This window comes from Meridianimarinicoccus zhengii, assembly GCF_003254465.1.
GTDB classification, from domain to species: domain Bacteria; phylum Pseudomonadota; class Alphaproteobacteria; order Rhodobacterales; family Rhodobacteraceae; genus Meridianimarinicoccus; species Meridianimarinicoccus zhengii.
This window is the reverse complement of record NZ_QDFI01000015.1, coordinates 1-17,832: the sequence shown is the minus strand read 5'-3', so window position 1 is coordinate 17,832 and position 17,832 is coordinate 1. Positions and strand designations below refer to the sequence as shown.

Annotated in this window: 18 protein-coding genes; 2 read left to right on the top strand and 16 right to left on the bottom strand. The window is 67.9% G+C overall.

The genetic code is table 11. The features are described from left to right. Window positions 1-7: 7 nt before the first annotated feature. The 8 genes from DDE13_RS06920 to DDE13_RS06885 all read right to left on the bottom strand — a co-directional run bounded on the left by DDE13_RS06920 (window position 8) and on the right by DDE13_RS06885 (window position 7,021). Window positions 8-892 carry a PAS domain-containing protein gene (locus tag DDE13_RS06920; protein ID WP_162630894.1) on the bottom strand — a complete coding sequence of 295 codons (885 nt, stop codon included), beginning with the start codon at window positions 890-892 and terminating at the stop codon, window positions 8-10. Window positions 893-1,418: 526 nt separating this feature from the next. Beyond that, on the bottom strand, window positions 1,419-1,667 hold the full coding sequence (locus DDE13_RS06915) for a hypothetical protein (protein WP_111402813.1): 249 nt from the start codon (window positions 1,665-1,667) through the stop codon (window positions 1,419-1,421). A gap of 278 nt (window positions 1,668-1,945) precedes the next feature. Then, the gene (locus tag DDE13_RS06910; protein WP_111402811.1) at window positions 1,946-2,317 is read right to left on the bottom strand and encodes a DUF3775 domain-containing protein; all 372 of its coding nucleotides are present in this window, start codon (window positions 2,315-2,317) and stop codon (window positions 1,946-1,948) included. Between the two features lie 81 nt (window positions 2,318-2,398). Next, window positions 2,399-3,142: an SDR family NAD(P)-dependent oxidoreductase gene (locus tag DDE13_RS06905; RefSeq protein WP_111402809.1), complete on the bottom strand. Its 744-nt coding sequence runs from the start codon at window positions 3,140-3,142 to the stop codon at window positions 2,399-2,401. Beyond that, window positions 3,139-3,726 carry a DUF3833 domain-containing protein gene (locus DDE13_RS06900; RefSeq protein ID WP_111402807.1) on the bottom strand — a complete coding sequence of 196 codons (588 nt, stop codon included), beginning with the start codon at window positions 3,724-3,726 and terminating at the stop codon, window positions 3,139-3,141. Before DDE13_RS06900 ends, DDE13_RS06905 begins: the two co-directional genes overlap by 4 nt. Before the next feature lie 3 nt (window positions 3,727-3,729). After that, on the bottom strand, window positions 3,730-4,974 hold the full coding sequence (locus DDE13_RS06895; protein ID WP_111402805.1) for an MFS transporter: 1,245 nt from the start codon (window positions 4,972-4,974) through the stop codon (window positions 3,730-3,732). After that, entirely contained in the window at window positions 4,971-5,735 is a 765-nt protein-coding gene (locus DDE13_RS06890; RefSeq protein ID WP_235868621.1) for a DUF1365 domain-containing protein, read from the bottom strand. The genes DDE13_RS06895 and DDE13_RS06890 overlap by 4 nt, the downstream gene beginning before the upstream one ends. After that, entirely contained in the window at window positions 5,732-7,021 is a 1,290-nt protein-coding gene (locus tag DDE13_RS06885) for an NAD(P)/FAD-dependent oxidoreductase (protein WP_111402801.1), read from the bottom strand. The genes DDE13_RS06890 and DDE13_RS06885 overlap by 4 nt, the downstream gene beginning before the upstream one ends. A gap of 321 nt (window positions 7,022-7,342) precedes the next feature. On the opposite strand from DDE13_RS06885, the gene DDE13_RS06880 reads away from it, so the two are divergent. Next, window positions 7,343-7,849 (top strand): sigma-70 family RNA polymerase sigma factor, encoded by a 507-nt coding sequence (locus DDE13_RS06880; protein ID WP_394340289.1) that lies wholly within the window; start codon window positions 7,343-7,345, stop codon window positions 7,847-7,849. Window positions 7,850-7,857: 8 nt separating this feature from the next. Further along, window positions 7,858-8,505 carry a ChrR family anti-sigma-E factor gene (locus DDE13_RS06875; RefSeq protein WP_222626045.1) on the top strand — a complete coding sequence of 216 codons (648 nt, stop codon included), beginning with the start codon at window positions 7,858-7,860 and terminating at the stop codon, window positions 8,503-8,505. A 76-nt stretch (window positions 8,506-8,581) separates the two neighbouring features. Here DDE13_RS06875 and DDE13_RS06870 read toward each other — a convergent pair whose 3' ends face one another. The 8 genes from DDE13_RS06870 to DDE13_RS06835 all read right to left on the bottom strand — a co-directional run. Continuing rightward, entirely contained in the window at window positions 8,582-9,736 is a 1,155-nt protein-coding gene (locus tag DDE13_RS06870) for a DNA recombination protein RmuC (protein WP_111402795.1), read from the bottom strand. Continuing rightward, on the bottom strand, window positions 9,733-11,565 hold the full coding sequence (gene mutL / locus DDE13_RS06865) for a DNA mismatch repair endonuclease MutL (protein WP_111402793.1): 1,833 nt from the start codon (window positions 11,563-11,565) through the stop codon (window positions 9,733-9,735). The genes DDE13_RS06870 and mutL overlap by 4 nt, the downstream gene beginning before the upstream one ends. A 44-nt stretch (window positions 11,566-11,609) precedes the next feature. Further along, a complete protein-coding gene (locus DDE13_RS06860; protein WP_111402791.1) occupies window positions 11,610-12,926 on the bottom strand; it encodes a M16 family metallopeptidase in 1,317 nt (438 codons plus the stop codon). Then, a complete protein-coding gene (locus tag DDE13_RS06855; protein WP_111402908.1) occupies window positions 12,923-14,281 on the bottom strand; it encodes a M16 family metallopeptidase in 1,359 nt (452 codons plus the stop codon). Before DDE13_RS06855 ends, DDE13_RS06860 begins: the two co-directional genes overlap by 4 nt. A gap of 84 nt (window positions 14,282-14,365) precedes the next feature. Further along, entirely contained in the window at window positions 14,366-14,878 is a 513-nt protein-coding gene (locus DDE13_RS06850) for a DUF3035 domain-containing protein (protein ID WP_111402789.1), read from the bottom strand. 67 nt (window positions 14,879-14,945) lie between these two features. Continuing rightward, window positions 14,946-15,413: a signal peptidase II gene (locus DDE13_RS06845; RefSeq protein WP_111402787.1), complete on the bottom strand. Its 468-nt coding sequence runs from the start codon at window positions 15,411-15,413 to the stop codon at window positions 14,946-14,948. Between the two features lie 6 nt (window positions 15,414-15,419). Continuing rightward, entirely contained in the window at window positions 15,420-17,003 is a 1,584-nt protein-coding gene (gene purH, locus DDE13_RS06840) for a bifunctional phosphoribosylaminoimidazolecarboxamide formyltransferase/IMP cyclohydrolase (RefSeq protein ID WP_111402785.1), read from the bottom strand. Continuing rightward, window positions 17,000-17,832, bottom strand: an 833-nt coding sequence (locus DDE13_RS06835) for a heparinase II/III family protein (RefSeq protein ID WP_222626044.1), incomplete at its 5' end; no start/stop codon positions are given. The genes DDE13_RS06835 and purH, both read right to left, overlap by 4 nt.

The window sequence follows — 17,832 nt, the reverse complement described above, 5'->3', positions numbered from 1 at the left end:
GACGTCGTCAGAGATCCTCGCGGGCCGACACGACATAGAGCGGCAGGTCCCTGTAGAACGTGGCGCCGACGGTCAGCCGGATCGGCACGACAATCCCGCCGCGGGCCATGAGGGCCCGATCCTCATGCGGGCGCCCATCGAGGATCAGTCGGTCCGGGCTTTCCGGCAACCGCACGTCCAGCCCCGTAAAGGCGCCGATCCCCATCCCTGCCAGCGGGCTGCGCGACTGGCCGAACAGCAGGCAGGCCGCACGATTGGCGTAGCAAACTTCCCCGCCTGCCGTGACGACCATCACCGCATGGGGCAGAACTTCCAGCCCTGCGCGCAGATCGTTGTCGGGAACATTGGCGACGGCATGGCAGACGATGCGCCCGTCATCATCCATCAGCGGCTGGATCACGCGCCGCCACGCCCGCACGAAGACCTGCCTTGGCGGCTCGTGGACGCTCAGGGCCGATTCGCGCCGCATCGATACCGCGTTATAGAGCGCCGTGAAGAACAGCGCGACATGCCCCCCGATGGACGACGTGCGCTGCCCGGTCAGATCGGTCTGGTAGACCTCGGCAATCTTGGTGCCGTAATGGCGATAGACATAATCGTCGCCGTCGTTACCGACCGGGGCCACGACCATCGCCCAATCCGCCAGCGCCGCGAATTCCTCACTATCGAGCCAGGACAAGGGCAGCGGCCCGCCGTCTTCCCCGCAGCCGCGCAGGAAGCTGCGCAGGATCGGGTGGCGGGCATCGGCCAGTGTCGGGCGCCACACGATCATCGGCGACGGGGCGCCATGCGCCGCGAAAAGGGCACCCGCCGCATCGGACCGGCCCTGTGCCAGAGTCGCGGCCAGCGATTCGACAGCGTTGATCGCGGCTCTGGCCGGCGGGGTCGTCATGTCGCTTGCCATCGCATGTCCCAATCCTGTCCAGTTGGCCTCCGGGCTCCTCCGGGCCGCACCGGCCCCCTGATATGCCCTATCATCCTTCACATGGCGTATCACGCCGCATCACCAGATCATATTCACCAGATCGGGCACTTGCTGCACTGCGGAAAGTCATGCAGACAGTGCAATGCAGCATTGTTGCGCCACGCACTTTGCATCTGCGGCATGGCGGCCTATGTACGTTTCACGAGCAGGGTTCCTCCTCCCTCCCTGCCTCGAAGGATTGCCGCTGGCCCCTCCTCCTCCCTGGGTCATGCGCGATCAACGGCGGCACCGCTCCTCCTCCCTCACGCGGTGTCGCCGTTTTCCTTCGCCCGATACCGGAAAGGCAGCGCCCGGTCACATGGCCAGATACGCAAAGGGGCTCCCGGCGATGCCGAAAGCCCCCCTGCTATTGACGGTGGCCCCGGCGATACCGGCCCGCACCCCCATGCCAACGACATGATGTCCGCAACACGCTCCTCCCTGCGTGAGCGGCTCACCCCGCGCTTTGAAGATATTCCTCTTCAAGCCGGGAACGCGCCGCAGCGCGCCGTCGATGCATGGAGGGGGCCGAACGCATCACCTGGAACCAGCCCGCCAATCCCGCACCAAGCCCCGCAAGACACAGCACGAAGGTCATCGCGTGGGTCGGTCGCTCCCCCAGAACGCCGGACAGCGCGATGAACCCGTACGTCCAGAAGGCCGTGAAGCCGACGACACACAGAATCGCCCAAAGCTTGCGCATGTCAGGTTCCCCTTGCCGATGATGTCAGCGTGCTGAAACAGGCTGGCACGCATCCGTCATGCCCGAGGATAAAGGGTTGCGTCAAGTGCATATGATGTATGCGATTTTTGCTGCGCCGCAGCGTGTCAAGACATGCGATGGTCAAAGAAATCCATTCTGAACCTTTCCGGTTCAGAACCCGGCCGCCGATCCGCCCGTCATCGGCATGGCTCGGACAGGGCACGGGGGCGGTGGATGACCGAATCGGTCCAAGGTGCGGCGTCTGCCGGGCCCTGATGTCAGTACACGCCCTTGTCAGCCTCGCCCGGTGCGATCCCGAGCGATTCCAGACCGCTTTCAAGGTAATCCGCCAGCATGGGGATGCCTGACAGATACGCTTCCGTGGCGTTCGTCGCCTCCTGCTGCGCGGTCGCGTAAGCTTCGTCGTAGTCTTCGGCGTCGAAACTATCGCGCCCGATCCACATGACCGCCACAAGGCTGTATTGCTCTTCCTCGGTCAGGTTCCCGATGAAGTCCCTGAGTTCCCGGGCCGCCAGCGAACCCGCGGCGGGGTCGCGCATCCCGTCATGGGCACCGACAACCGTCGACTCGTCGATTTCACGCGCCAGCGCGATCACCTGTGCGATCACGTCCGCATGGATCTCAGGCATGTCCCGATCCTTTCGTCACAACACGGGGCTTGTCACGGGGATCATGCGCCCGCCGCCATCCAGGTGCAAGGCGCGTGCATGTCACGCCCGCGCGCCGAAGATCCGGGTATAGAGAAACTCGGGCAACAGGCGGCTCAGCCGGAACACGGTCGAGAAAAGCCACGGGAAATCCACCGCGAACCGGTCGCTTTCCATGTGTTTCAGCATGGCCCGCGCCGCCGCGTCGGGTTCCATCAGGAAGGGCATCCTGAAATCATTCTTGTCCGTCAGGCGCGTGCGGATGAAGCCCGGATTGGCAAGCTGGACGTCGATCCCCGAATTGTGCAGGTCGCATTGCATCGACTCCGCCAGCGACATGATCGCCGCCTTGCTGGCACTGTAGCCGATGGTGCCGGGCAGGCCGCGATACGCCGACAGGCTGCCGGTCAGCACGATATGCCCGCCGCCGCGCGCCAGCATCTGCGGCAGCACCGCACCCACCGACCGGATTGCCCCGTTCACGTTCACGGTGATCATCTGCGCGGCGCGATCGCTGTCCCAATCGGTCGCCTTCATGGGCCAGTAGACCCCGGCCAGATACACGAGCCCGTCGACGCGGCCCAGTTGCGCCTCGGCGGTGGCGACCGCCTCCGGGTCGGTGGCGTCCATCGGCAGGACGTGGCAGCGACCCGGCAACTCCGCCGCAAGCGCATCGAGGGAACCACGATCCCGCGCCGACAGGATCAGTTCGGCACCTGCCGCGCTCATACGGTGCGCCAGTGCGCGTCCAAGGCCCTCGGACGCCCCGACGAGCCAATATCGCTTGCCGATCCATTCCCTTTTCATTCAGCGGCGACCCTTTCGGACTCGGCGGCCGCGACAGGGCGCATCGTCGCCACGAGTTCGGCGACACGGAAGCCGAACTTGCGGAACTCGCTGCGGTTGATGATCGTGCCGTTTTCCATGAGATACATCCAGTCGGTCGCCTGCAGGACGTGGCCGCCCGAGCTTTCGGGAAGCCGGATCGCGTAACGCAGCATCACGCCGGTCCCCTTCTGGGCACCCCGTCCTTCGCCCACAAGATCAGGCGCCGTGGCGGTGATCGCACCCTCCGGCCCGACCTTCAACACCCATGAGCGATCCTGCACGGTGCCGCTGTCATACCGGAAATGCTCGGTCATCGTTCCCGTATCGCCATCCCATTCCGCATGCATCTCGGCTACGAACCGCGCCGCGACCCGGCCCGTGGGTCCGTAGATCACGCCTTCGCTGGCGATGTCGCCGGTCAGATGACGGCGGATGTCGAAATCGGGGCCTTGCCCGGCGTAGTCTTCGGGCGATTGCGCCCCGAAGCCGACGAATCTGCGGGCCAGTACCTGGGCGAGACATGCAAGGATGGCCCCCAGGGCGACGTAGATCAGAACGTCCATGGTCTAGCTCTCCTCCAGCTTGGTCGCGGCCAGCAGGCCAATGGCGACCAGTTTCAGAACACAGGGGACAAGTGCGTAGAGCAGCGTCAGGCGCCACAGCGCGGCCGGATCGTTGTCCCCACCCACGGTGAACCCCCCGGCCTCCAGCAGCGGCAGCAACGACGCCGCTGCAAGCGCAAGGGTGAATTTCGAAACGAGCGACCAGAGCCCGAAGCCCTGCCCGCCATTGGGTGAGATATCGGCCATGCGCCGCGCGAACAGGGCCGGTAGCAGCGTCAGGTCGGCGCCGATGGTCGCACCCGACAGCACGCAGATGATGGCGAATGGCAGGGTATCGCCGTCGCCAAGGGCCAGCACGGTGGCGAAACTGGCGATGGCCAGCACCATCGCGCCCAGAAGCGCGCGCTTCGCCCCGATCCGCCCCGCCAGCCAGCCCCAGCCCGGCGCGGACAGCGCGGCGGCAAGAAAGAACAGCACCAGAAGCGGCCCTTCCCAGCCTGGCGCGCCCAGACGGCTTTCGACGTAGAACAGGAACAGGGTGGAACTGACCGCAAGCGGCGCGGCGTTCACCAACGCGAGAATCAGAAGCCGCCGCGCGGTGCGGTCGCGCAGGATCGCGCCGATGGGAGTGGGCTCCTCGCGTGAGATGCTGCCGCGCCATTCCGGCGCCATGGAAAGTGCGGCCAGCAGCGCCACCGCGGCGAAGAGCCACGCAAAGACCGCCTCGGGCGTGGCCGACACGCCCGCCAGCAAGGTCGGCGCCACGGCCGCAAGACACACGCCGGTCAGTGCGCCGCTTTCGCGCCATGCGGCCAGTTGCACGTGGCCGCCGGGCAGCCCGCCCGCCTTGGCGACACCCTGCGCATAAAAGGTGATCGTCAGGAAACTGAACGCCGTGAACAGCCCCGTCACCGTCAGCGCGAACCACAAAACCGGCGACACCGGCGGGGCCACCGCGAACAGACCGACCATCGACAGCGCCAGCAGTGCGGTCCCGACAGCCACGGCCCGGCCACGCGCCCTCTCCAGCCGTTCCGACACCCAGCCCAGCACCGGGTCCTGCACCACGTCGAACAGCCGCAGCCCGAACAGAACCGCCCCCAGCAGGGTCAGGCTGACACCGTAGCTGTCGGCGAAGAACTTGGGCGCGTAGATGTAGATCGGCAGCCCCGCCCCCGACAGGACGGCCCCGAACAGCGCCCATGCAGGCAGGCGCGCGCCGGGGGCGGTCAGGGTCGTGGCGGTCATCGGGACACCTCCTCGGCGGGTGGTGCGGGGCGCGGATGCCAGCGCGCGCCTTTCCACCACAGGACCAGCGCCTGCCAGTGGATCAGCCCCAGCACTCTCCGCGACCCGAAGGGCCGGCGCAGCGCTGCCCGCAGGATCGCGCCGTCGGTCAGCGGCCCACGCTGCCCCGTGAGAGTTGCATAAAGCCGCTCGCCGTTCGGAATGCGATAGTCGATCCACACGCCGACCCGATCGTCGCGGATGTCAAATCGGAAGACATAATCGCCCCCCACCGGCTGGAACGGCGAGACATGGAAGATCTTGGATGCCTGCAGCCGTTCGTGCCGGGTGATCGGGCGCTGGTCGGGATGATGGCACAGGTAAGAATGGCGGTCGCCGAAGGTGTTCGACACCTCGGCAATGACCGCGCGCAGGCTGCCATCGGCGCCATGACACAGCCAGAAGCTGACCGGGTTGAACACATGGCCCAGCACCCGCGGCTGCGCCAGCAACAGGATCGGCCCATCGCAGCGATCCAACTGGTGCGTCGCCAGCACCTCGCGCGCCCAGGCCACGCCATGCCCCTCCCCCGGCGCCCCGCCATGGTCGCGATCGTGCAGCGCGGTCAGGTTGCCCCGGTTGCGCGAGAACAGGCGCGGCCCCACAGCGCGGTCGGGATCGCAAAGGACGTAATCGACCGAATACCGGAACGCATTGGCCACCCGGCCCTTGCGCCCGTGAAAGGTCACGCCCCGCACATGATCCACGCCGTCCTGCGTCACGCCGCCAGCACCCCCGTCCGGTCCGAGATCGCGTTGACCACGTCCATCGCCGTGGCCAGCCCGTCCTCGTGAAAGCCGTTGCGCATCCATGCGCCACAGAACCACGTGTTGCGATGCCCGTTCAGGGTGGCCACCGCCCGCTGCGACGCCGCCATGCCCAGATCATACACCGGATGGCCGAACTGCACCGTGTCGTAGACCTTCGCCGGGTCGATCTCGCGCGTGGCATTCAGCGTCACGAAGAGCGGATCTTCCTTCGGGATCGGCTGGAGCGAGTTCATCCAGTAGGTCAGCCCGATATGGTCGCGCCCACCCAGACCCTCGGCATAGTTCCACGATGCCCAGCAGCGCCGCCGCACCGGCATCAGGCTCTCGTCGCAATGCAGCACCGCGGTGTTCGGCTGATAGCGCACTCCGGCGAGCGCCGCACGCTCCACGCTGTCGGCGTCGCCCAGCATCCGCAGGCTGTCATCGCCATGCGTGGCGAAGATAACATGGTCGAAGGATTCCCACTCCGCACCTTCGGCCTTTATCCGCACGCCGGGCCCGTCCCGTTCGACGCGGGCGATGGGCGCATCCAGCCGGATATCGACACCGCGGGCGCGCATCGCATTTTCTAGTCGGCGGACGTATTCGATGGACCCGCCCCGCACGGTGAACCACTTGTGCTGCCCGGTAGCGCCCAGCAGGGCATGGTTGCGAAAGAATCGCACCATCGCCGCCGCCGGAAAATCGAGGATGTCGCGCTCCGGCATGGACCAGATCGCGCCCGAGAAGGGCAAAAGGTAATGGTCGCGGAACCGCGCACCCGTGCCCAGCCGGTCCAGCAGATCGCCGATCGTCAGGGCATCGTCCTGCGCCAGTGCCTCGGCCCGCGCGTTGAAGCGGAATATGTCGCGCAGCATACCGAGAAAGCCGGGGCTGATCGCGTTGCGCCGCCGCCCGAACAGCGAATTCAGCGTATCGATGGAATACTCGATCCGTCCGCCGTCGATGGACGCCGCGAAGGTCATGTTGCTTTCGGCCACCGGCACGTCCAGTTCCGCGAACAGCGCCGTCAGATGCGGATAGGTCGCGTAGTTGAACACGATGAACCCGGTATCCACGGGCTGGTCCCCGCGCCGACCCGCGATCACCGTGCGGGCATGACCGCCAAGGCGCCGTTCTGCCTCGAACAGGGTCACGTCGTGATGCTGACCCAGGCGATACGCCGCGCCCATCCCCGAAATACCCGCGCCGATCACGGCCACCCGCAAGGGCACCCCGCCTGTCGTGTCGTATGGCATACCTACCCCGATATCTTTTCTTACACCGTTGAAAGGCATACGCAGGCCAGACACAAGCGGATGACAATGGGCGACAAGGCCGGTGCCCGTGCCCACGTTTCCAAGAACGGTCCGTATGCGCGCATGCGATCCGCAGGCGACAAAGAATGATCCGAACGTGGCTTTCGGCACTATACAATGCCGAAGATGTGAGGTTTGGCCGAAGGCAGCCGCTAGACGCGTGACATGCCACGCATATGTTGCGACACGACACGCGATGCTGCGGTTTGGGACTTCACGGTGACGACGAACGACACACGGGACGCGGAATGGGCACACTGCATCGCGCGGATACGTGCGGATCGGGACGAAACTGCCTTCGTGACGCTGTTCCAGTATTTTGCGCCGCGCGTGAAGGGGTTCCTGATGAAGTCGGGGGCAAGCAACACGATGGCCGAGGAATGCGCGCAGGACGTGATGGCGACGGTCTGGCAGAAGGCGCACCTGTTCGACCCCACACGTGCCAGCGTGGCAACGTGGATCTTCACGATCGCGCGCAACCGCAAGATCGACATGCTGCGCCGGCAACGGCGCCCGGAACCGGACGATCTGGCCTGGGGGCCGGAGGACGAACCGGACCAGGCGGACATCCTGGTCCTTCAGCAGGAAAGCGAACGGCTGGCAGAAGCCCTGAAGGCACTTCCCGAGAAACAGCGCGTGCTGGTGGAACGCGCCTATTTCGGGGATCTGTCCCATGGCGAAATTGCCGCAGAAACGGGATTGCCGCTGGGCACGATCAAGTCGCGGATTAGGTTGGCACTTGAACGATTGCGGCACGAGATGAAATGAGACGTGGAATGGCTGTAACGCATCATATCGGCGATGAATTCCTGATGGCCTATGCCGCGGGCGTGCTTCCCGAAGCTTTCAGCGTGGTCGTGGCGGCCCATGTATCCCTTTCGGATGACAGCCGCGCACGGCTCGGCGCCTACGAGACGGTGGGGGGCGCCGTTCTGGACACAGTGGACCCGGCGCACATGGACGATGGCGCATTGTCGGCGACGCTTGCGCGGATCAAGGGCCACGCGCCCACCGCGCGCGCGGCGACACCCCGCCGAACGCCGGGCGTCCTGCCCGACGCGGTGCAGCGCTATGTCGGCGGCGATGTCGGGTCGGTCGCATGGCGCAATGTCGGACGCGGCGTGAAGCAGGCCATCCTGCCCACGCAGGATAGCGCGAAGGTGCGGCTGCTCTACATCCCCAGCGGCATGGCCATGCCCGATCACAGCCATGGCGGCACGGAGATGACGCTGGTGCTTCAGGGCGCTTACCGGGATGCGGACGGCGCGTATCACCGCGGCGACATCGAGGTAGCGGATGAAGACGTGCAGCACACGCCCGTCGCGTTCGGCACGGACGACTGTATCTGCCTGACAGCCACCGATGCGCGGCTTCGCTTCACGTCCGTGCTGCCGCGGCTCGCCCAGCCTTTCCTGCGGATCTAGCGCCCGTGCCATCGTCAGGGCGGTTCCTGCCAGCACTGCGCAATAGGGTATCACCCAAACGCTGCACGCCCTCCTATTAGCCCGCTTTCTCGATGACCGCAGGCGCGGACGCATCCTCGAAATCGAACGCGTCCATCCGCTGGGCGCGGCGTCCGGCCTTTTCGGCAGAGATGCGAATCTCTGAAATATCCTTCTGCGCCTGCCCGAAATGTCGATCTAGATTCTCGACCCGCCCGACCAGCCGCTCCACATCCGCGTGCAGCAGGTGCAGTTCGCGCCGGATCAGCCCGGCCTGTTCGCGCATCCGCACGTCCTTCAGTACCGACCGCAGGGTGTTCAGCGTCGCCATGCAAGTCGTCGGCGACACCAGCCAGACCCGCGCGGCGAAGCCTTCGCGCACCAGTTCGCCGAACCGCGCGTGCAACTCGCTGTAGACCGCTTCGGAGGGCACGAACATCAGCGCGCCGTCGGCGGTTTCCCCCTCGATGATGTACTTCTCGGCGATTGCCTTGATATGCCGCCGCACCGCCATGCGCAGGTCGCGCGCCGCCTGCGAGCGGGCGTGGTCCGTATCGGCGTCGATCAGCGCCTCGTAGGGTTCCAGCGGGAACTTGCTGTCGATCACCAGCGGCCCTGGCGGCTGCGGCAGGTGGATCAGGCAATCGGCGCGCTTGCCGTTGCTCAGCGTGGCCTGCATCGTGAAACTGTCCGGCGGCAGCGCCTTGGACACGATGTCGTTGAGCTGGATTTCCCCGAACGCGCCGCGCGCCTGCTTGTTCGACAGGATGTCCTGCAGGCCCAGCACGTTGCCCGACAGTTTCTCGATATTGGCCTGCGCCTTGTCGATGGTCTCCAGGCGGGTCTGCAATTCGCCCAGCGATCGTGCTGTGCGCGTGGCCGACCCTTGCAGGCTGTCGCCCATGGCCCGCGTGACCTCGGCAAGCCGTGTTTCCATCGTCGCGAGTGTCGCGGCCTGCGCGCGGGCCTGCGCCTCGCCCACCTGCGTCAGACCGCCCGACAGGCGCTGCTGCGCGTCGCTCACGTCCTCCACCCGCCGCGCCACGGCGGTCAGGTGCTGCGCCAACGGTTCGATGGTGCGCGCGGCCCGCGCCTGCCCGCGTAGCGCCAGCAGGACAAGCAGCACCAGCAGGGCCGCCACGCCCGCGCCCGCCAGAACGGCCATCCCCACCGGGTCCGCCGGGTCGATCTGCCATGGCCCGACCGCGATCATGTCCGCCCGAACAGCCGTTCGATATCGGCCAGTTTGAGTTCCACATGGGTCGGGCGACCGTGGTTGCACTGGCCCGACAGTGGCGTCGCCTCCATCTCGCGCAACAGCGCGTTCATCTCCTCGGCGCCCATGCGCCGCCCCGACCGGACAGAGCCGTGACAGGCCATGCGCGACAGCACCGCGTCGATTCGTGCCTCCAGCTGGCCAGACGCGCCCAGATCGGCCAGTTCGTCGGCGATGTCGTGCAAGAGCCCCGCCGCGTCCACCAGCCCGAGGATCGCCGGGGTTTCCCGCACCGCCACGGTGCCCGCCCCGAAAGGTTCCACCACCAGGCCGAGCGCTGAGAGAGATTCGGCATGGTCGAGGATCAGGGCGGCGGCATCTCCCATGTCCACGATCTCGGGGATCAGCAGGGCCTGTGCGGCCACGCCATTGGCGGCGCGCTGCGCCTTGAGGCGCTCATAGACCAGCCGTTCATGGGCAGCGTGCTGGTCCACGATCACCATGCCTTCCGCAGTCTGCGCGATGATGTAGTTCTCGTGCACCTGCGCCCGCGCCGCGCCAAGCGGGCGGTCCGTCGGCGCGGTGTCGGCGGGCACGGGATCGTGGCGGGCAGAGGGCGCGGCGGTTTCCGCGAAGCCCATCGGTTCGGGCGCCTGCATGGCATAGCCCGTCGCCCGGGCGCCCAGTCCGGGCCGATCCATCTGGTAGACACGCGCGGCCGGAACCTCGGCCCGCATCGCGCCCAGCGTCGCCCCGGCCACGGTGGAAGATGCCCGGTGCCCGGCTTCCGCCAGCGCATGGCGCAGCGCCGACACGATCAGCCCGCGCACGAGGCCGGGATCGCGGAACCGCACCTCGGCCTTGGCCGGGTGCACGTTGACGTCCACCAGCACCGGGTCGCAATCGATGAACAGGGCCGCCGCCGGGTGCCGGTCCCGCGACAGCACGTCGGCATAGGCCGCCCGCAGCGCACCGATCAGCAGCTTGTCGCGCACCGGGCGGCCATTAACGAATAGGAACTGCGCTACCGCGGCCCCGCGGGAATAGGTCGGCAGCGCCGCCAGACCGCGCAGGGCGATCCCGTCGCGCACAGCATCTATCCGCAGCGCGTTGTCCGCGAAATCGCGCCCCATGATCCGCCCGAGCCGCCCGTCCAGCGCCCCCCACAGATCGCCGCCTTCGGGATCCGCGCGCAGCACCACGCGCCCATCGCCGCCGCCGGTCAGGTCGCGCAGGGTGAAGCCCACGAAGGGCTCCGCCATCGCCAGCCGCTTGACCACGTCGGCAATCGCCTGCGCCTCTGCACGGTCGGTGCGCAGGAACTTCAGGCGGGCGGGTGTGGCGTGAAACAGGTCGCGCAACTCCACCACCGTGCCCACCCGCAGTGCCGCGGGGCGCACATCGCCCTGCCGCCCGCCAGCGACGGAAATGCTGGCGGCATCGGCCCCGCCATGGCGACTGGTGACGGTCAGCCGCCCGACCGCCCCGAGCGACGCCAGCGCCTCGCCGCGAAAGCCGAAGCTGTGGATGTTCAGCAGGTCCGACCCGTCGATCTTGGACGTGGCGTGCCGCGCAAGCGCAAGCGGCAGGTCCGCCGCGGGTATGCCGTGCCCGTCATCGGTGACACGCAGAAGCGTCCGCCCGCCATCGGCAAAGGCCACCTCGACGCGCCGCGCCCCCGCGTCGAGCGCGTTTTCCACCAGTTCCTTGACCGCGGATGCCGGGCGTTCCACGACCTCCCCCGCCGCGATACGATTGATCGCCGCCTCGGAAAGCTGCGCAATCCTGGGGGTAGCCTGGTGGATGTTGGGGTCTGGTGCCTGCATGACACCAGACCTAGCATGAGCGGAGGTGATTCACTAGGGGGCGATCAGTTCCCGGCGGTCAGACCCTCGGGCTGGCCCACCACGAAAAATGTCAGCGCATCGGGGTCGAGCAGTTCAGCCGCCACGCGCCGCACATCTTCGACCGTCACGGCCGCGACCTTGTCGTTGCGCGTGGCGATGTAATCGGGCGTCAGCCCGTCAAGCTGCATCCCAACCATGATCCGCGCGATGGACGCGTTGCTGTCGAACCGCAGCGGGTAGCCGCCGATCAGATAGGTCTTGGCGGCCTCCACCTCGGCCTCGGTCGGGCCTTCGGCGGCCATGCGCGCCCATTCCGCGCGCACGACATCCACGGTTTCGGCGGCACGGGCATTGGCGGTCGACGCACCCCCGACATACAGGTCCGCGTGATCCTTCGCGCTGAGATAGGAATAGATCCCGTAGGTCAGCCCGCGTTTCACCCGGACCTCTTCGGTCAGACGCGACCCGAATCCGCCGCCGCCAAGGATCTGGTTCACCACATAGGCCGCGAAGAAATCGGGGTCATGGCGGTCTATGCCCGGCTGCCCGAAACTGATCACCGATTGCGGCGTCGGGAAGTCGATGACCGCGGTGCCGCCGTCGAAGGACCGCGCCGCCGGACCGGGCAATTCGGCCCCCGTTTCGGGCAGCCCACCCAGCACCCGGTCGACGAGCGCGGCCAGATCCTCGGCGGTGATGTCCCCCGCAGCCGCCACATGCACCCGGTCGCGGGCCAGGGCACCGGCATGCGCGTCCAGAAGATCGTCGCGGGTCAGCGCCGCCACGCTGTCCAGCGTGCCGTCGCCGGGCCGGGCATAGGGATGGTCGCCATAGACCGCCGCGGCGAAGGCCCGCCCCGCGATGGCGTTGGGGTCCTCGGCATCGGACCGCAGACCGGACAGGACCTGCGCCCGGACCCGTTCCACCGCATCGTCGTCGAAGCGCGGCTCCACGAGCGCCACGCGCAGCAGGTCGGCGGCGGCCTCCTGTGTCTCCGACAAGAACCGCGCAGACACGCTGACGCTGTCATCGCTCGCGTCGAAGCGGAAGCTCGCGGCCAGATCGTCGCGGGCGGCGGCGAAGGCGCGCGCATCCATGTCGGCGGCCCCTTCCTCCAGCAACGCGGTCATCAGGTTGACCGCCCCGCCCTTGTCTGCCGGATCGAGGGATGTTCCACCGCGAAACACGATTTCCAGCGCCACGAAGGGGATCGTCGGTTCCTCCACCAGCCAGACCGAAATGCCGCCGGGGGTTTCGATCTCCTCGATGTCGATCTCGGCCGCGGCGGGCAGCGCCAGTGTAGCAACCGCGAGCGCGGCGAAGAGGATGCGGGGGATCATTGGGTCACCTCGGGGGTCTCGGCGGGCGCGGTCAGCCAGCCGGTGACCGAAGCCTCTGGGCGCAGCACGTCGCGCGCTGCGGCAAGGATGTCGTCGGCGGTCACCGCCTGGATCGCGTCGGGCCATGCGGCCACGTCATCAAGCGTCAGCCCGCTCGTCAACGCCGATCCGATCCGCTGGGCACGCCGCTGCACGTCGTCCATGTCATAGACCGCATCGGCGGCATATTGCCGTTTCAGCCGCGCGAGCTTGTCGGCATCCACGCCCGTTTCGATGAAGTCGGCCAGTACCACATCCAGTTCCGCCTCGATCTCGGAAAGGGTCGCGCCCTCGCCCGGTACCACGGTCACGTTGAAGGTCGTGGCATCCAGCGACATGCCGCCGTACCACGCGCCGGTATAGATCGCGTTGCCCGATCCGAACTGCATCCGTTCCGACAGGAAACTGTCCGTTCCACTGCCCAGCAGGTCCGACAGCAGCGTCAGCGCGGCGGCGCGGCCCTGATCGCCCGCGTCGCGTTCGGGGGCGAGGTAGCTGCGCGCGACGTAGGGCTGCGCCACGCGGGCATCCTCCAGCACGACACGGCGCGCGGCCATCTGCGGCGGCTCGGCGGGACGCATGCGCGCCCCGATCTCCGGGTTGGCCGGAATGGGGCCATAGTGTTCCTCGGCCAGCGCGCGCACGTCTCCGGGCGTCACGTCGCCCGCCACGATCAGGATGGCGTTGTTGGGCGCGTAATGCGTCCGGTAGAAATCGATCGCCGCTTCGGTATCCAGCCGTTCCATCTCGTGCCGCCAGCCGATGATCGGCACGCCGTAGGGATGGTTGAGATACTGCGCCGCCCGCATCTGTTCGCGCAGGATTGATCCGGGGTCGCTGTCCACCCGCTGCGCGCGTTCCTCGAGGATCACGTCGCGTTCGGGCAGGGCCACGGCATCCGTAAGCACCAGATCGGTCATCCGGTCGGCTTCCATGGCCATCATGTCAGGCAGAAGGTCGGCCGCGACCCGCTGGAAATACCCGGTATAATCCCACGAGGTGAAGGCGTTGTCCTGTCCCCCGTTGGCGCGGACCACGTCCGAGAATTCGCCGGGTCCCATGTCATCGGTGCCCTTGAACATCAGGTGTTCGAGGTAGTGCGCGATGCCCGACACGCCCGCCGGTTCATCGGCCGCCCCGGTGCGATACCAGACCATGTGCACCACGGCGGGCGCGCGATGATCCTCGACCACCACGACTTCCATGCCGTTGTCGAGTGTGAACTGGCTGACGCCGGCATCCGGCGCCGCCATGGCGGCCAGCGGGGCCGCGACAAGCGCGAAAGCGGCGACGAACCCGCTGCACCGTCGGGACATGGACATCATCGGGGCGATCCTCCGTTTGGTGACAGATACGCCCCGGCGCGGCCCGCGCAAGGCCGCGCGCGGTTTCGTGAGCGGTCAGTCCGGCTGGAGCGCGGCAGGCGGCGCGGTGCTGGTCGGCACGCCCGCCGCCGTCAGCCGGTCGCGTTCCGCCTGCTGGTCCAGCGACAGGTCTGCGTAGATGTCGAAATAGCGGTTCACGTTGAAGACCCGTTCCAGCACGCGCCCCGGATTGGACTGCCGGAAGGCAAGATCCTCGGCGGCGAGGGTCGCGCGGATTTCCGGGTCGCGGCCATAGCGCGACACATGGGTCAGGAACGCACTGTCCCCCGCCACCCCGGCATCGGGCCGGCCGCCAAGCGCAACCATGGCATCCTCGACCGGCGTCGGATCCGCACGGTTCGCGATGCCCGGCGCGGGCGGCGGCAGGGCGGTCGGATCGGGTGGCGTTTCCAGCGGTTTCGCGGGCGCCACCAGAAACTCGCTCGGCGAACGGCTGCCCGGGAAGCTCATGAGCTGCGGGTCCGATGCGCCGCAAGCCGCCAGCAGGCAGGGCAGAAGCAGGATCAGGGTCGGCACACGCAGGGTCACGGTTTCATCCTCGGGTCGGGCTCGGGTCGGGTCGCGGCCCCGTGTCTAGCGCAGGCCGCGCGCGCCGTCACCGGGTCTTTTCGGGCTGTGCCCAGATCACCAGCGCGATGGCCCCCCCGAAGACGCCGACATCCGCGACGTTGAAAGCGAAGGGGTTGGTGATCCCGCAGCACGACATGTTCAGGAAATCGGCCACAGCGCCATAGACCACCCGGTCGAGCACGTTGCCCATCGCACCGCCCACCAGCGCACCCGCGGCCCACATGATCGCCGGGCGCCCGTCGCGCCGCGCAAAACGGATCACCCAGGCGCAGATCGCCACGGCGAGCGCGATCAGCACCCAGCGGACCGCCACGGGATGCCCGGCGAACAGGCCGAAATTCACGCCCTCGTTCCAGCCCATGCGGAAGTTCAGCACAGGCGGCAGCACGTCGATGGCGAGCCGGTGCTTCAGACCCAGCCAGTGGACCACCACCCACTTGCTGCCCTGGTCCAGCGCGAAGACGATCAGCGCCGCGATGATCAGCCCGCGCATCGCGGGTCAGTGCCGGAAATGACGCTGGCCGGTGAAAACCATCGCCAGCCCTGCCGCGTCGGCCGCCGCGATCACCTCGGCGTCGCGCATGGACCCGCCGGGCTGGATCACGGCGGTCGCGCCGGCCTCGGCCGCAGTCAGCAGCCCGTCGGGGAAGGGGAAGAACGCGTCGGAGGCCACGACCGATCCGTGGGTCGGGGCTGCGTCCAGCCCCAGCGCCTCGGCCATGTCTTGCGCCTTGCGCGCGGCGATGCGGGTGCTGTCCACCCGGCTCATCTGCCCAGCCCCCACGCCTACCGTGGCCCCGTCCTTGGCATAGACGATGGCGTTCGACTTGACGTGCTTGGCCACGCGCCACGCGAACAGAAGGTCCGCCAGTTCGGCATCGGTCGGCGCGCGCTTTGTCACCACCTTCAGGTCACCGGCGCCGATCCGGCCCGTGTCCTTGTCCTGCACGAGAAACCCGCCCGACACCTGCCGCCATGTCAGTTGCTGTGCTGTCGGGTCCGGCAGGCCATCGGTGGTCAGCAGGCGCAGATTCTTCTTCGCGGCAAAGACCGCGCGCGCAGCATCGTCGGCACCCGGCGCGATCACGACCTCAGTGAAGATGCCGCTGATCGCCTCTGCGGTGGGGCCGTCCAGCGGCTGGTTCAGCGCGATGATCCCGCCAAAGGCCGAGGTGCGGTCGCAGTCGAAGGCGCGCCCATACGCCGCGGCCAGCGTCGCGCCGCGCGCAACGCCGCAGGGATTGGCGTGCTTGACGATCACGCAGGCCGGGCCGTCTTCGGGCGCGAATTCGGCCACCAGCTCGAACGCGGCATCGGTATCGTTGATATTGTTGTAGGACAGCGCCTTGCCCTGGTGCTGCACCGCCGTCGCCACGCCGGGCCGCGCGCTGCCATCGGTGTAGAACGCCGCGGCCTGGTGCGGGTTCTCGCCATAGCGCATGGGCTGCGCAAGCGTCGCCGCCACGGCGCGCCGCCGCGGAGTCGGCTCATCGATGGCGCCCGCCATCCATGTGGAAACCGCCGCGTCATAGGCCGCCGTGCGGGCATAGGCGATCTGCGCCAGCCGTTGCCGCAAGATCAGGTCGGTGCCGCCCGCTTCGACAGCATTCAGCACGGGGCCGTAATCCTCCGGGTCCACCACCACAGCCACATGGGCGTGGTTCTTCGCCGCCGCGCGGATCATTGCCGGGCCGCCGATATCGATATTCTCGATACAGGTGTCATAATCGGCGCCCGCCGCCACCGTCGCCTCGAACGGATAGAGGTTCACCACCAGCAGGTCGATCGCCCGGATCCCGTGAGCCTGCATCGCGGCGACATGGTCGGGGTTGTCGCGCAGCGCCAGAAGCCCGCCATGCACCGCTGGATGGAGCGTCTTGACGCGCCCGTCCATCATCTCGGGAAAGCCCGTCACCTCGGCCACGTCCGTCACCGCCAGGCCCGCGTCGCGCAGGGTCCGCGCCGTGCCGCCCGTGGACAGCAGACGCACACCCGCCCCCGCCAGCGCCGTGGCGAACGCCACCAGCCCGGTCTTGTCCGACACGGAAATCAGCGCGGTGGCGATGGGGGTGCGATCGGTCATGGGTTGGTGTCCTCGTATCGGTTCCGGGGCGCGAAGGCCGGGGTCGCGCGGTCGCGGGTCAGACGCCAGCGCAGGGTCAGCGCGGGCGCGGCGATCCGTCCTGCCAGCACGATCTGACGGCCGGTCGCGGGTTCGGGGCGGGTTTTCTCCAGATAGACGCCGGGGTCAAGCCGGATCGTCGCCCCCCCGTCATGGGAGAAATGCCACACATCCCGGCCCGGCAGTCGCAGGGTCACCGACCCGCTGTCCGGGTCGAGATCGGCCTTGACGTCCGGATGCAGATGGAACCGCAGCGCGAAGGCCACGCCGCCCGCGATACCGGCGAACCGCGCTCGGTCGGCCGCGCTGACGGCGCTGATCAGGTCCTCGCCCGCCAGTTCGTCGCCCGCCAGCGACAGGTCCAGCCTGCGGGCATGGACCAGCCCGAAGGCCGGGCCATAGCCGTTATGGGCGCCGACCACATGGCAATCGGGCACGTCCAGGTGCAGGTCGGTTTCCACCTCGGTCGGCCCGTCGCGCAGCACCGTGCCGCCGCGTCCCGGCGCCAGTGTGGCCAGCGACCGCCCCCCGAGCACGAGCGTGGAGTGCGACGCGGTCTGGCGCGCGGCTTCCTGCCAGTCCGGGCCAAAGCCCGCACCGCTGCCGATGCTGACGATCAGCGGCGCCCCTCCGACCGTCATTTCGAACGCCAGCGTGCCCGCGTGGGCGGTGCCGGGGCTTGCTTCGGGCGGTGCGGCCATGTCGGCGATCACCGTCACGGGACCGCGCGCCAACCGCGCGTAGCCCATCGGCAGCGCGGGCGGCGGCGCGCGGCGCGCGCTGGACACGG